Annotated in this window: 13 protein-coding genes; 10 read left to right on the top strand and 3 right to left on the bottom strand. The window is 50.2% G+C overall.

Features of this window, described 5'->3' with window-relative positions; all coding sequences use genetic code 11:
- Positions 1-356: 356 nt before the first annotated feature.
- The 10 genes from ACRQU7_RS15245 to ACRQU7_RS15200 all read left to right on the top strand — a co-directional run bounded on the left by ACRQU7_RS15245 (position 357) and on the right by ACRQU7_RS15200 (position 10,652).
- Positions 357-1,325, top strand: a complete 969-nt coding sequence (locus ACRQU7_RS15245) for an alpha/beta hydrolase (RefSeq protein ID WP_444645609.1) — start codon at positions 357-359, stop codon at positions 1,323-1,325.
- A complete protein-coding gene (locus tag ACRQU7_RS15240; RefSeq protein ID WP_444641628.1) occupies positions 1,282-2,568 on the top strand; it encodes a hypothetical protein in 1,287 nt (428 codons plus the stop codon). The genes ACRQU7_RS15245 and ACRQU7_RS15240 overlap by 44 nt, the downstream gene beginning before the upstream one ends.
- A complete protein-coding gene (locus ACRQU7_RS15235; protein ID WP_444641627.1) occupies positions 2,555-3,220 on the top strand; it encodes a DUF6320 domain-containing protein in 666 nt (221 codons plus the stop codon). Before ACRQU7_RS15240 ends, ACRQU7_RS15235 begins: the two co-directional genes overlap by 14 nt.
- A 514-nt stretch (positions 3,221-3,734) precedes the next feature.
- Entirely contained in the window at positions 3,735-4,802 is a 1,068-nt protein-coding gene (locus tag ACRQU7_RS15230; RefSeq protein WP_444641626.1) for an ABC transporter substrate-binding protein, read from the top strand.
- A 14-nt stretch (positions 4,803-4,816) separates the two neighbouring features.
- The gene (locus tag ACRQU7_RS15225) at positions 4,817-5,851 is read left to right on the top strand and encodes an ABC transporter substrate-binding protein (protein ID WP_444641625.1); all 1,035 of its coding nucleotides are present in this window, start codon (positions 4,817-4,819) and stop codon (positions 5,849-5,851) included.
- 4 nt (positions 5,852-5,855) lie between these two features.
- Positions 5,856-6,872, top strand: a complete 1,017-nt coding sequence (locus ACRQU7_RS15220; protein WP_444641624.1) for an ABC transporter substrate-binding protein — start codon at positions 5,856-5,858, stop codon at positions 6,870-6,872.
- 40 nt (positions 6,873-6,912) lie between these two features.
- Positions 6,913-7,770, top strand: a complete 858-nt coding sequence (locus ACRQU7_RS15215; RefSeq protein ID WP_444641623.1) for an ABC transporter permease — start codon at positions 6,913-6,915, stop codon at positions 7,768-7,770.
- A gap of 34 nt (positions 7,771-7,804) precedes the next feature.
- On the top strand, positions 7,805-8,575 hold the full coding sequence (locus ACRQU7_RS15210) for an ABC transporter ATP-binding protein (protein ID WP_444641622.1): 771 nt from the start codon (positions 7,805-7,807) through the stop codon (positions 8,573-8,575).
- Positions 8,576-8,928: 353 nt separating this feature from the next.
- A complete protein-coding gene (locus ACRQU7_RS15205) occupies positions 8,929-10,035 on the top strand; it encodes a radical SAM protein (protein ID WP_444641621.1) in 1,107 nt (368 codons plus the stop codon).
- Entirely contained in the window at positions 10,032-10,652 is a 621-nt protein-coding gene (locus tag ACRQU7_RS15200) for a TetR/AcrR family transcriptional regulator (protein WP_444641620.1), read from the top strand. The genes ACRQU7_RS15205 and ACRQU7_RS15200 overlap by 4 nt, the downstream gene beginning before the upstream one ends.
- Before the next feature lie 135 nt (positions 10,653-10,787).
- Here the strand turns inward: ACRQU7_RS15200 and ACRQU7_RS15195 are convergent, their stop codons facing one another.
- The 3 genes from ACRQU7_RS15195 to ACRQU7_RS15185 form a co-directional block, all read right to left on the bottom strand.
- Positions 10,788-11,543, bottom strand: coding sequence for a Fic family protein (locus ACRQU7_RS15195; RefSeq protein WP_444641619.1), 756 nt, complete (start codon positions 11,541-11,543; stop codon positions 10,788-10,790).
- 107 nt (positions 11,544-11,650) lie between these two features.
- Positions 11,651-12,121 (bottom strand): DeoR family transcriptional regulator, encoded by a 471-nt coding sequence (locus ACRQU7_RS15190; RefSeq protein WP_444641618.1) that lies wholly within the window; start codon positions 12,119-12,121, stop codon positions 11,651-11,653.
- Between the two features lie 49 nt (positions 12,122-12,170).
- Positions 12,171-13,151: a hypothetical protein gene (locus ACRQU7_RS15185; protein ID WP_444641617.1), complete on the bottom strand. Its 981-nt coding sequence runs from the start codon at positions 13,149-13,151 to the stop codon at positions 12,171-12,173.
- Positions 13,152-13,183 lie beyond the last annotated feature (32 nt).

The raw sequence follows: 13,183 nt of genomic DNA, 5'->3' as shown, positions 1-13,183 counted from the left end.
GGTCAGGAATGGTATAATAAACGGAGACGCCAAATTTTCATTTTTTCTTGACTTACTTAACATGTTATAATATTCGGAAGATCACGCAATATAGTGTTCATAAGCGCGCGGTACACTTATGGGACACCGAATCGATTTTATTCCTTTCGGATAACCGTCGGTACCTTTCCGGGGAATGCGGCGATTGTGTCCTTTCTGGACCTTGTTTGATAAATAAAAAACGATGGATTTTTCGGACAAAATTGTGCCACCTTATTCCGGGCATTTTTGGCGCTGGGCGGTACAATTTTAGCCGGAACAGACAAGTTCCTTGATTCTTCAAACGAGGTCTAATAACAGGGGGTGCTGAATTGGCAATCAACAGGGCAATGCGCGCGGCTTTGAAAGCAATGACCGCTTTAAATCCTGATGTGGAAAAAAGCTATAAGGCCGAACGTCGGGTCGAGCTTCTCATGGCAAGGCTGCGGGGAATGCCCACAGATTACGAGATGTGGGACCGGAAAATCACATGTGGGAATCATCATGTCCCCGTACGTATCTTTCAGCCCCGCGGCGTCGGGCCGTTCCCCTTGCTTTTGTTTTTTCATGGAGGCGGATGGGTGACCGGCGGAATCGAAAACTACACCGGCGTCTGCGCCGATCTTGCAAAAGCGACGGGGCATGTGGTGGCCTCCGTGGATTACCGGCTGGCGCCGGAATTCCGTTTTCCCTCCGCTCCGGAGGATTGCTATGCTGCCGCGAAAGAATTTTTTGCGGGGCGCATTCTTCCTGTCGATCCGGAGAAGATTACGCTGATCGGCGACAGTGCCGGAGGGAATCTTGCCGCCGTCGTTTCCCTGATGGCACGCGACAGAGGGGAATTCCTGCCCCGGCGTCAGATTTTGATGTATCCCGCCGTCTTCAACGATCACGGCGACGGTTCCCCGTTTCCTTCGGTCAGGGAAAACGGAACGGAATATCTGCTGACCTCCAAACGCATCCAGAGCTTTATGAAGCTGTACAGCAGTTCGAAAAAGGATTTTAGCAATCCGTATTTTGCCCCTCTCCTGGCAAATGATCTGTCAAATCAACCCCGTACGCTGATTATCACGGCTGAATTCTGCCCGTTGCGGGATGAGGGGGAATTCTACGGAAAAAAGCTTCGGGATGCCGGCAATGACGTCGAAATCTATCGGATGAAAGACGCGTTGCACGCATTTCTGATGTTGCCTCCCCGTTTTATTCATGTCAAGCGGGCGTATCAAGTAATCAATCGATTTTTGTCTGGAGGGACGTCTTGCCATGAGAGTGATCAGAAAATGGACCAGACTGGACAATGCCGCTAAGATTTTCCCGCCGACCAGCTCAAGCCGGGATCCTAAAGTCTTCCGTTTTGCCTGTGAGCTATATGAAACGGTGGACGCAAGAATTCTCCAACGTGCTCTTGACCAGACGACGGCGCAGTTTCCGTTCTATCGATCCATCCTGAAAAAAGGCCTGTTCTGGTATTATTTTGAGGAAAGCACTCTGCATCCGGCCGTAAAAGAGGAAGATCAGCATCCCTGCGCTCCGATCTACAGCGCGGACCGGCCGGACCTGCTGTTCCGGGTGTGTTATTATAAAAAGCGGATCAATCTGGAGGTTTTTCACGCATTGGCAGATGGCATGGGGGCCTTGCTTTTTCTGCGAACCCTGGTTTCATTTTATCTGGCCGGAAAGCATCCGGGTTCGGCGGGGGAAGGCGTTTCTCTCGACGACGATGCTTCTTCCCAGGAACAGATTCGGCAGGACGCATTCGAAAAGTATTACGATAAGGATCAAAATATCCGGAGTCGGAAGGCGGAACGGGCTTACCGCATTGGAGGCCCCCAACTGCCGGGAAACCGCCTCGGGATCATGGAAGGCGTTTTGTCGGTGAAATCCGTATTGGCGATTGCCCATGAATACCGTGCTTCTTTGACAGAGTTCCTGACGGCGCAGCTGATTTGTTCCGTTCACGACGGAATGACTGTCAGAGATTGTGTGCGCCCTGTGGTAATCACGGTTCCGGTCGATCTTAGAAACTATTTTAAAACGCAGACGGCGCGCAATTTTTTCGGGATCATCCATGTTGCCCATCATTTTAAGAAGGACGGGGATTCTTTTCTTGAGGTGCTGGAAAATGTCAAACGCGCTTTTAAAGAACAGCTGAGCTCTGAAACCATGAGAGGGATCATAAACCACTATTGCGCTCTTGAGAATAATGTTCTGATCAAGGCAATCCCTTTGGAAATTAAAATTCCTTGCCTGAAGCTGGCGGGACAGCATGCGGAGGGGGAGGACACGGCCGCAATTTCCAATCTCGGCAAAATCGCAATGCCCCCGGGGATGGATGCCCATATACGGCTTTTCAGCGTTATGGTCAGCACCCGGCGTCCGCAGATCTGCCTTTGTTCATTTGGGGACACGCTGACCGTCAGCTATTCCGCGCGGCTGGAAAGCACCGGCATCCCTCGGTGTTTTTTCCGGAGACTGGCGGATTTTGGGATCGGGATTGAAATCAACTCCAATTTAGAGCAATTGAGGGAAGAAAGCGATGATGTATTGTAAAAACTGCGGAATCCATTTGCCGGGGAAATATGGCTGCTGCCCCCTGTGCAAGGGTAAGCTGACGGGAACTCCGGAAGAAGCCGGGAATGTGTTCCCTATGATTCCACCGCGTAGAGAAACAGAACAGATTCTGCTGGTATGGCTTGCATTCGGTTCAGTCGCCGCGGCGGCAATCAGCACTGCGATCAATCTGATTCTGCCGTCCGGGGGCTGGTGGTTTCTGTTTGTCCTAGGGGGAATTGGAAGCATCTGGATTTCTCTTGCACTGGTTCTCAAAAAGAGAAAGAATATCCCCAAAACCATTTTATGGCAGGTAGGTCTTCTATCCGTGCTGGCCTTTGTCTGGGACCGGTTCACAGGATTTCACGGCTGGTCGTTGGACTATGTGCTTCCCATCCTTTGCACCGGGGCCATGAATGCAATGGCTGTGATTGCGAAAGTCAGGAAACTCGACATACAGAATTACATTCTGTATTTAATCATCGATTGTGTGTTTGGGCTTTTGTCTTTTACTTTGCTGGTAATGGGCAAAATTCATATTATCATTCCAACGCTTGTCTGTTTTGTTTCCACTATTATTTTTCTTGCCGCTTTATTGTTTTTTGAGGGAAAAGCGCTTTTAGCTGAAATTCAGCGCAGATTTCACTTATAAGCCGCCAGGGATAAGAGAGTATCGAAAACCGAAAAGAAAATTATGCTTACAATCAGTAGAACAGAATCCACTGCAGTTCCGACACTTTTTAAACCTGGTTATAACCAAATAAATTCGTCTGTCCAGCACCTCTTCAGAGGTGCTTTTCTTTTTGCAAAGAAAACATATCAGTACAATCGTAATTATCATTTTTGGCAGCCATTGCCTTTTTAGACTTCGGAAGCCGAGAATGGAAATCGGAACCGGCAGATGTGGGGCAAATGGGTAAATATCGTCTATGGTAGATCAAAATTTATTCTATTGTTAAAACAGAAGATCAGGCATATTATAATAAGCATATATATTTAGTATGTAACGTAAAAACCGGAAGCCTTGAGTATTGAACAAACAGCACAGGAGGTGTGGTTTTCCTATGAAGCTGGAGCAAATCCGAATTTTGTGGATGTGGCAGCGGAGCTGTCGCAGGAAAAACGTCGTTTCTCAATCAACTACGAGAATAAAGGAGAATCATAACATGAAAAAAAGAATCCCTGCGGCTGCAGTTGCTGTCGCTTTGGTTACAGCACTTTTCACGGGCTGTGCCGCGGGCCAGCCGTCTGCTGTCTCCAGCACGGCAATTTCGGAAGCCTCCTCGACCGCTCCGACCTCCTCCGATAAAACCGCGGCCGGCGCGCTCGAAAAACTTCCGACCCTAAAAATAGCTGCCAGCGATTGGGCGTATGTGGCTGACAAAAAGGGCTGGTTTAAAGAAACTTTTGAAAACAATGGTGTCAAGGTGGAAATTGTACAGGGCACGCTGGGAAATGAAGCGCAGCTGATCGCCCGCAATGATCTGCACTTTGCGAACCGGATGCTGTACCCCTACCTGCTTTACCGGTCGCAAGGCGCGGACCTGACGGCGGTTCAGGTCTCCCAACATCCGGAGCCGAAAATTGCCAGCATCATTGTCCCAAAGGATTCCCCGATCAAAACCTTTGACGATTTAAAGGGAAAGAAAATTGCCAGCTGGCGCGCCGGCTGCCCGTACATGGTGCTGTATGAGCTGGCGGAAAACAAGGGATGGGAAGAGGGGAAGGACTGGACCTATGTCAATATTCCCTCCAGCGAAAGTAAAACGGCCCTGCTGTCCAAGCAGGTGGACGCAATCTCTGCCCATCCGCTCACCGACATTGCTGCAATGCTGATCGACGGCTCCGCGCGTGAAATCGCCAATCCCTCACAGCAGTCAGTGTATATCAACGGCGGCGGCGTGACAGTGACCTTCACATCTTCTGAGTTTGCAGAAAAATATCCAAATATCACGAAGGCGTACATTGCCTTACAGGATAGTACAGAACAGTGGATGCTTCAAAACGCGGATGATGCTTCGTCCATTGTACAGGGTGTCAGCCGTGTGCCCGCAAACATTTCCAAATTCACATGGGACCGCATGGGCACCGCATGGAACTCCAACAGGAATCTGAAAGAGATCGAAGCGGAAACAAAGACCATGCAGGACTGGCTCGTAGAACATAAAGACATCGAGGCCGGCAAACAGGTTGAAGTAACAAAGCTGTTTGCCTCCCAATATTTCGACCAGTAAAGGAGAAATGATTTATGGCATACGCTGCAATTAAAGAAATTCATTATACGATCTGCCCCGTGGGGAATTCCAGCTACCTTGCGGCCAACCGCGACAAACTGGTGGAAGGACTGAAAAAGCTGGATGTGACGCCGGTGCTGCTGCAAAGCCTGCCCCAGCCATTTTGGAAGGCGCATTTTGATTATCAGGACCCCGTTCTGTTCCGGGAGGGAGGGAACATTCCGCCCATCTGGGCGAAATCCAACGATGCGGATGTCGTGCTGATCGGCCTTGCGTTGTTGCGGCAGAAACAGTACATCCTTGTGCGGGCGGATTCCCCGATCGATTCTGTGGAACAACTCCGCGATTTCAAGATCGGGATTCCAGTCCATCCTGCGGCTCTGATCGATTTTCACAGGGCGTCGGCGGAACATGGTTTCGCCCTTGCGCTGGCCGCACGCGGCGTTTCACTCAAGGAAGCGAACTTTGTCGCGGTGCATGCGGAGGGGGACTTCGTGTCCGTTCCCCCTTGGTCGAGGGACCGCTCAGTGCCTGAGGAGGAAGCGGCGCTCGACCGCGGCGAGGTGGACGCTATCTATGTCAAGAGCTCGCGGGCGCAGAAGCTGCTCGACACCGGAAAATACAGGGTGATTTTCGACATCGCCGCGAATCCGTCTCAGCTTTCCCCGATCAACAACGAATACCCCAACGCGCTGACCGTCAGCCGCTATTTGGCGGAGGAATTTCCAGAGGTGGTGACCGCTTACGTCAAGGAGCTGCTCCTCGCGGCGGAGTGGGCAAAAACGAACCGAGAAGAGGCGCTGGCACTGCTTGCAAAGGAGACGTTCGGCACGGTCGGTCAGACCGTTTCCTCCCACTCCAACGGCTTTTACCGGGAGCTCGTACCCAACCTTTCGCAGGAAAGCCTGCAGGCGCTCGAGGGGCAGAAACGGTTCCTGTACGACCACGGGTATCTGAAGAAGGATTTCGACCTTGCCAAATGGGCGGACGATCGCTTTCTGAAAGCGGCGTTGGCTGAAATTCATTCCGAACAAAAGAAGGAGGCGTAACGCCATGTCTATTCAGGAATTTCGTTATACGATCTGCCCGGTGGGAAACGCCAGTTTCCTTTCGGCCAACCGTGAAGAGTTTTTGCAGACGGCTTTTAAGAAACGCGGCGTAAAACCTACCCTGCTGCAAAGCCTGCCACGTGACCAGTGGCATGTTCATTTCGATTATCAGGACCCGGCCCTGTTCCGGGAAGGTGGAAATATTCCACCCATCTGGGCCAAATCCAACGACGCGGATGTTGTTTTGATCGGCTTAGCCTTTTTACCGCATCGTGAATTTATCCTGGTTCGGAACGATTCCGGGGTGGATTTTGTCGAGCAGCTCCGTGGCCTGCGCCTCGGCGTGCCGGTGAATGCGGATGCGATCATTGATTTTTACCGGGCGACCGTAGAGCATGGCTTTGAAACGGCTCTTTCGGCGCGTGGGGTCGCCGCTGCGGAGGGGGAGTTTGTGCATCTCTCTGCCAACGTGTCCTTTTCCTCCGGCAGTCCGGACCACAAGAACAGTCTGGGACAGGTGGAGGCCGACGCGCTGGAGGCCGGTACGGTGGACGCGATTTACGCGGGCGGTGTCTTTGCCCAACGGTTGCTGGCAACCGGAAAATTCAAGCCGATCTATGAGCTTAGCGCAGACCCGGCGCTGGTACTGCCAATCAACAATTCTTACCCGAATGCGTTGACGGTCAGCCGTCAGTTGGCTGAGGAGGCGCCGGAAATTGTGGTGGAGTATGTGAAGCAGGCCCTTCTTGCGGCAAAATGGGCGCAGAGCAACTACCCGGCGGTGCTGGAGCTCTTTACCCGCCAGCTGCACGGCACCCCCGGCGAGGTGACGACATCCCTGCCCTTCAACTTCCATAAGGATCTTGCACCGAACCTGTCCGAGCAGGCCCTTCTTGCTCTGGAAGGACAGAAGCGGTTCCTGTACGATCATGGGTATCTGACGAAGGACTTCGACCTTGCCAAATGGGCTGATGACAGGTTTTTGAAAGCTGCTCTCGCGGAAATAGAGCAGGATGCCTGACGACGAAAGTGTATCTGCAAAAGAGGAAGGTGGGACGCTTATGACGAACATTATTTCAACCATTTTCGGATTGAGCAGGCAGGCAGCAGATAAACCACACAAACGGGGAACCGTAGTCTCTCCGTTTGTCAGCCATATAAAAATTTATGCAAATCTGATGATCGTGCCGCTGCTGCTTCTGACCGTATGGCAGATTCTCTCCGGTACGGGCCTTCTGCTCGAAGTAGTCCTGCCTTCCCCATGGAAGGTGCTGATGGGGCTGAGAACCATTATTCTGGATGGGACGCTTGGAATCGATCTCCGCGACAGCGGCATCCGTGTACTGGTGGGGTACTTCTGGGGAGTGCTGATCGGTCTGTCGCTGGGGCTTGCCAGCGGACTGTCCAAGTTTGTAGAGCGTCTGGTCGGCCCCGTAGTGGATGTACTGCGGCAAATCCCGCTTTACGCATGGATCCCCCTGATCATTCTGTGGTTCGGTATCGGGGAAATGTCCAAATATGTGATCATCGCTAAGTCGGTCTTCATCCCTGTCTTTGTCAACACACTGCAGGGAATCCGAGGCGTTTCAAAGGATTATATTGAAGTATCTCAGGTGTTGGAACTGCGTTATTTCAAGCTTCTCTCAAAGGTAGTGATGCCGTCCGCGCTGCCTTCCATTTTTACCGGGCTGCGCCTTGGAGCAGGCTTCGCGTGGATGGCCGTTGTCGCAGCTGAAATGTTGGGCGGGCTGACGGGGATCGGCTACGGTCTGTTGCAGGCGAAGGATTTCCTGCAGTCCGACAAGCTGATCGCGCTGATGCTGGTGATCGGTCTGGTCGGCTTTTTGGTGGATCGTGTGCTGAAGGTGGCTGAATCGTCCGTGCTGCACTGGAGAAAGGGTTTTAGCGGTGAAAAATAATAGGAGTCCGGATGGGGGAAAAGCACGTCGACCGATGACAGTCGACAATTCTGCGGAGCTGACGGTCAGCAGGGCCTCAAAAACTTTTTCTTCCAAATCCGGCGATGTAAAAGCAATCAATAACGTATCCCTGAACATTTACAAAGGGGAATTCGTATCTCTGATCGGGCCAAGCGGCTGCGGAAAGACGACGCTGCTGCGTCTGATCTCCGGTCTGGAACAGGACTACGAAGGGGAAATTGTGCTGGAAGGCCGCAGAATTGAAAAGCCCGGTCTGGACCGTGGGATGATTTTTCAGGAGCATCGGCTTCTTCCTTGGCTCACAGTGGGCGCCAATGTCGCATTGGGACTGCCGGGATCGAAATCCCACAACAAAGAACGCGTGCAGTTTTATCTGGAAAGGGTGGGCCTGGCGGACTTTATCGACGCCTATCCCGCACAGCTCTCCGGAGGTATGTCACAGCGGGCAGCCATTGCACGGGCACTGATCTGCCAGCCCAAAGTCATGCTGCTGGACGAACCGTTCGGCGCGTTGGACGCTCTGACGCGGGTGCATATGCAAGAGGAGATTGAGAAAATCTGGCTGGCGGAAAAAACGACGATGATTCTGGTGACGCACGACATCGAGGAAGCAATCTTTCTCGGCGACCGCGTCGTAGTCATGAGCACAAGGCCAGCGGAGATCGATACGATCGTTCCGGTGAGTTTGCCGCGGACCAGAGATCGCAGCAGTCCGGAATTTGTCGAGCTTCGTAAGAACGTTGTGAACATTTTCCATGAGATGATCGGGACCTATTCGATCTGAGGGTGGCATCTGTGCCGCTGCTGCGGTCAGTAGGCACTGGAAAGGAAACACAGACAGAAATAATTGAAAACCTACGAACAACTCATAACTCGAAGGTCGTAGATTCGGATCCTGCCTTCAAAAAACACCTGAAATCCAAGGATTTCAGGTGTTTTTCTAGGATACCACGGCTTAAGCTACGGGGAAACCTGCGGGAGGTACGAACATGCATGAAAGTAACCCCGCTGCCCATTTGAGTTGACCCCAAAAGTCAGACAAAAGCTAACCTTTGTTTTTTGCCTTGACAAGCTAGCACTCACTAGCTATACTTAAAGCTAGTATTTACTAGCTTTATTTCAAGGAGGCAAAACATAATGAAGGCAGCCTTTCATCTTGAATCGTATTTGGCCGGCGGAGTTGAGAATATCGTATCGGGTATTCTGAAAGCAACTCTGTACAACCCAAAAGAGAGTTGTTTTATGGCGAAGTATGCCGCGCAGAGCAAGCGGTCTATCAAACTACGGCAGGCCGCGCAAAAAAACGGACAGCATATTCCGCCGTTTCTGATTGCAAGTATCACTACACAATGTAATTTGCATTGCAAAGGCTGCTATGCGAGAGCCAACCATAGCTGCTATGACCAAGATTCAACCGAAAATGCCCAACAGCTTCTGCGAGCGGAACAGTGGGGAAGCATTTTTCAGGAGGCAGCCGATTTAGGGATAGGGTTTATTCTTCTGGCCGGCGGTGAACCCTTTGTTCGACACGATGTGCTGGAAACAGCCGGAGAGTATTCAAGTATTTTGTTCCCGGTCTTTACAAACGGAACGATGTTTGATCAGAACTATCTGGAGCTGCTGGATCAGAAACGGAATTTAATCCCGATTGTAAGCATTGAGGGAAATCGCGAGACAACGGATGCCCGACGCGGGGCCGGGATTTATCAACAATTGCATTCCGCGCTGCAGGAACTACATAACAGGCAGCTGTTATTCGGAGCTTCCGTCACAGTGACAAAACAGAACCTGATGGAGGTTTTATCGGATTCTTTTATCGACGAATTGAGCGTCAGCGGCTGCAAAGCAATTATTTATGTGGAATATGTTCCTGTAGATCATCGGACCGCTGATTTGGCGCTGGATGAAGAAGCCAGAAAACGGATGGCCCAGAGACTTGATGCTGTCAGGGCCAGCCGTTCGGATATGTTAATGATTGCTTTTCCAGAAGATGAGAAAAGTTCAGGAGGCTGCCTGGCAGCAGGGCGGGGATTTTTTCATATCAATGCATTTGGAGGGGCGGAGCCCTGTCCGTTTTCTCCGTACTCGGATGTCAATGTTTCTGATACCTCTTTGCAGGAATCCTTGCAATCTCCCTTTTTTCAAAAGCTGCGGCAGGGCTACCTGATGCGGGAGCATACCGGCGGATGTGCCCTCTTTGAACAAGAGACACAGGTCAAGATGCTACTGAAGGAGTCAACATGACAACAAAGGAAAAAATTATCGAAGAGGCCCTGACGCTCTTTTCCACAAAAGGCTATAAGGGAACCAGTGTAAAGAATGTTGCGGATGCGGTAGGAATCAAGGACAGTTCATTGTATAAGCATTTCAAAAGCAAAAAAGAGATTTTTGACACGATAGTGAGAGAAATGCAAAATCGTATGTCCGGACTCTCTCCTGTGGCCGGGCTGGCCTCAGGGGACTGCAAGGCGGAAGCAAATGCGTATGGAAAATTGAACATTGACGGTCTCCGGACTCTTAGCAGACAAATTTTCTTATTTTATCTAAAAGATAATTTCGTTTCGCGATTTTGGAGAATGGCAATGATGGAGCAGTACCACTCTCCAGAGATCTACAAAATTTATCACAGAATATTTATGGAAGAAAGCATTACTTATCAGGCAAATCTATTTCGTGAAATGACACGACAGGGGTATTTTATTTCGATTGATCCTGAAATAATGGCAGTAAGCTTTTATTCTCCTATTTTCTTTCTGCTTACTAAATATATGGGAGAGCCGGAGGAAGAAGACACCGCACTGATATTGCTTGATAAGCAGGTTGAAGAATTTTGCAGAATATATTGGAATCCAAACAGGTAACGTGGCTTTGCATTCTATGAGACTGTAAGCTATACGCAAGACACGGACTGGCAGATGTTGATCCGTTTTTCTTAAATAAAAGCGCCTTTTGACTTCTCATGAAATCAAAAGGTGCTTATCATTGATACGGATTTCTTATAACTGTGTACGCACCGACGCGGACTGCGTGAGTTCCGGGAAGAAGTATGTCACCATCGCTGCGTACTGATCCTGAGCCGAAAGGCAGGTGTCCGTGAGATACCCCTTCTCAGATTTATACTCCTTTAAACCGCGGTAATAAAACAGCTTATGTTCTTCATCAATGATGAAGGGCATGATGTCGTTCCGCAGGCACTCTTTGAAGAGAATGATGCGTCCGACCCGGCCGTTTCCATCCTGGAAGGGATGGATGCATTCGAAATGGTAATGGAAGTCTATAATATCCTTCACGGCAATGGGTCCTTTCGCATGATAACCGTCAAGCAGGTTGCTCATTTCAATGCCGACCTTTGAGGGGGAGGTTGTCCTCATACCGCCGACAACATTTGCTCTGGTCTTGTAGTCCCCGACGCGGAACCATTCCTTGCGTTCGTCCGAGGTGTTGCGCTTCAAGAGCCGATGGAACTCCTTGATCATGTCTTCCGTCAGTTTTTCATCCGCGTGGACAAGCATGTGGTCGAAACAAGAAAAGTGATTGACGGTCTCGATGATATCATCCACGTCGGCGGATTCCTCCGGAGGAGTGTTGATGGTGTTGGTTTCGTAGATGTACCGCGTCTGGTCTTCCGAAAGGCGGCTTCCCTCGATACGGTTGGAGTTATATGCGAGTTTTATCTGCGTCTGATGATACAAACCACCCTTGAGCTTCATCTCTTTTTCTTCCTGTAACAACTCCAGCAAGCGCTTTTTCATAGGCGAGCCTCCTTTTCATGGCTTTTTATTTATTATACCACATTTTAACTTTGCAATCATCTCCTTTTTGTTGCCGGCTGCGCTTCCAGTGCGGGTAATTTAGTGGATCATGCAGTCGGTGAGACCGGCTGGTTAAAAAAGAGATTTCTTTCTTTTATGAGGAGAAAAATCACCAGCCCAGTCAGGAGAAGCGTTTGAATTACTTTACTGTGTGGATCCGTCATGAAGATTTCATTAAATAGGTTTGCAGTAATATGAAAAGCAATCGCCACCAAAATATTGCGTCCCGTTTTGTAATACAGCCAATTCATTAGGATCACAAAGGGGATAATGCTGACCGCATAGTTTACGGTAAACAGCCAACCCGACGCAACCAAATTGCTTTGATAATAATCTTTGATAAAGCTAAGCGGAAACACACGCTTGATCCGCTTCTCCTTTTCCAGTTCCTCCAGATATCGTCTTATGGTCTCCGGCGTTACCTGCAATTCCTCCGAAAGCAGAGTAACCTTTACTTTTCCCATGCTGTCCAACATGCTGAGAATATAGGCTTTGCGGTCTTCACCCTCCAATGACACTGCTCTTTCCTCCCGTTATGATCGTTTATGCATGTATGAAAGAATCTTATCATAGAAATACCGGATTTGTCCATGCTTTACGGCCCTCTATGTCCACGATTTCCGCGCGTACATATTGCTCGTTTCCCAAAAGTTTATGGGTGCAATGCGTCAGAAAGGATCCCTTTTCTGCACGGTATGTCCGGCCGAACCGATTGTCTGTCAGAAAGCGGATCTCTTTCACCTTCGAGCAGCAAATCCCCACGTTCCCTCCGTCAAAATAGAAATTTTCTATCGCAGGGCCGCAGGAAGAATAATAGTCGCCGCTCTCAAGTGCCCCGATGATGGCATCATATGTCAGAGAGGCAGCCCTGACCATAAGATACCCTCCACAGGCGTCACCCGGCTCGTGCGTATCGTCACAGGCCATACCGAATGCGCGGACACCGTGGTCCAGCACCGAATCCCAGTGGGTGGAGGATTCTTCCCAGGGACTGCTGGCATGGTTGTAGACTTCCATGGCGATATGGCCATGGAGGGAAAGCAGTGTTTGTGTATCCAGCTTCGACCATGTAGGATGGGCCACGACGGAAAGACAATCTTTTCCTGCAGCATAATCGATCATATTCTGGATTCCCGTCAGCCGGCAGCTTTCTGCCTCCCAAAACACACTGCTTTCCCGCCGGGAGACGGCAATCACGTGCGGGCTGCACAGCGCATCAATCTTTTGGCAAAGGGAAGGTCTTGCTTTTTTGAATTCAAATTCACCCTTCTGGTATGCCTCCATGGTTTCCATCAATTCACGATCGCTTCTGTCAAACCCCGGCGTAAGCTCGATGCCCGCAAGCATTAAAAACCGCTCGTCGGAGAACTGCGGATAGGCTTGAAACACATTATGATCGGTGATTGCAAGAAAATGATAGCCGGCTTTCCGATACAGCGCGGCGATCTGTTGTGCGGTGGCCTTTCCGTCCGAAAGGACCGTATGTGTGTGCAGGTTTCCTTTGTACCAATTGCCGCGTTTGGAGAACGCGGGGATCTCAATGTTCATCTTTTGATTAACCTTCCATGATGTAAATTTTT

It is taken from the genome of Caproiciproducens puteiluti (assembly GCF_052442865.1).
In the GTDB taxonomy this organism is placed as follows: Bacteria; Bacillota; Clostridia; order Oscillospirales; family Acutalibacteraceae; genus Caproiciproducens.
Note: the sequence above shows the minus strand (reverse complement) of the source record. Positions and strands in the feature narration are given on the sequence as shown.

What these genes read in the sequence shown, in the direction of transcription:
- ACRQU7_RS15240 (WP_444641628.1), top strand. Translation starts at nt 1,282, where the DNA reads ATGAGAGTGATCAGAAAATGGACCAGACTGGACAATGCCGCTAAGATT.
- ACRQU7_RS15235 (WP_444641627.1), top strand. Translation starts at nt 2,555, where the DNA reads ATGATGTATTGTAAAAACTGCGGAATCCATTTGCCGGGGAAATATGGC.
- ACRQU7_RS15230 (WP_444641626.1), top strand. Translation starts at nt 3,735, where the DNA reads ATGAAAAAAAGAATCCCTGCGGCTGCAGTTGCTGTCGCTTTGGTTACA.
- ACRQU7_RS15225 (WP_444641625.1), top strand. Translation starts at nt 4,817, where the DNA reads ATGGCATACGCTGCAATTAAAGAAATTCATTATACGATCTGCCCCGTG.
- ACRQU7_RS15220 (WP_444641624.1), top strand. Translation starts at nt 5,856, where the DNA reads ATGTCTATTCAGGAATTTCGTTATACGATCTGCCCGGTGGGAAACGCC.
- ACRQU7_RS15215 (WP_444641623.1), top strand. Translation starts at nt 6,913, where the DNA reads ATGACGAACATTATTTCAACCATTTTCGGATTGAGCAGGCAGGCAGCA.
- ACRQU7_RS15210 (WP_444641622.1), top strand. Translation starts at nt 7,805, where the DNA reads ATGACAGTCGACAATTCTGCGGAGCTGACGGTCAGCAGGGCCTCAAAA.
- ACRQU7_RS15205 (WP_444641621.1), top strand. Translation starts at nt 8,929, where the DNA reads ATGAAGGCAGCCTTTCATCTTGAATCGTATTTGGCCGGCGGAGTTGAG.
- ACRQU7_RS15200 (WP_444641620.1), top strand. Translation starts at nt 10,032, where the DNA reads ATGACAACAAAGGAAAAAATTATCGAAGAGGCCCTGACGCTCTTTTCC.
- ACRQU7_RS15195 (WP_444641619.1), bottom strand. Translation starts at nt 11,543, where the DNA reads ATGAAAAAGCGCTTGCTGGAGTTGTTACAGGAAGAAAAAGAGATGAAG.
- ACRQU7_RS15185 (WP_444641617.1), bottom strand. Translation starts at nt 13,151, where the DNA reads ATGAACATTGAGATCCCCGCGTTCTCCAAACGCGGCAATTGGTACAAA.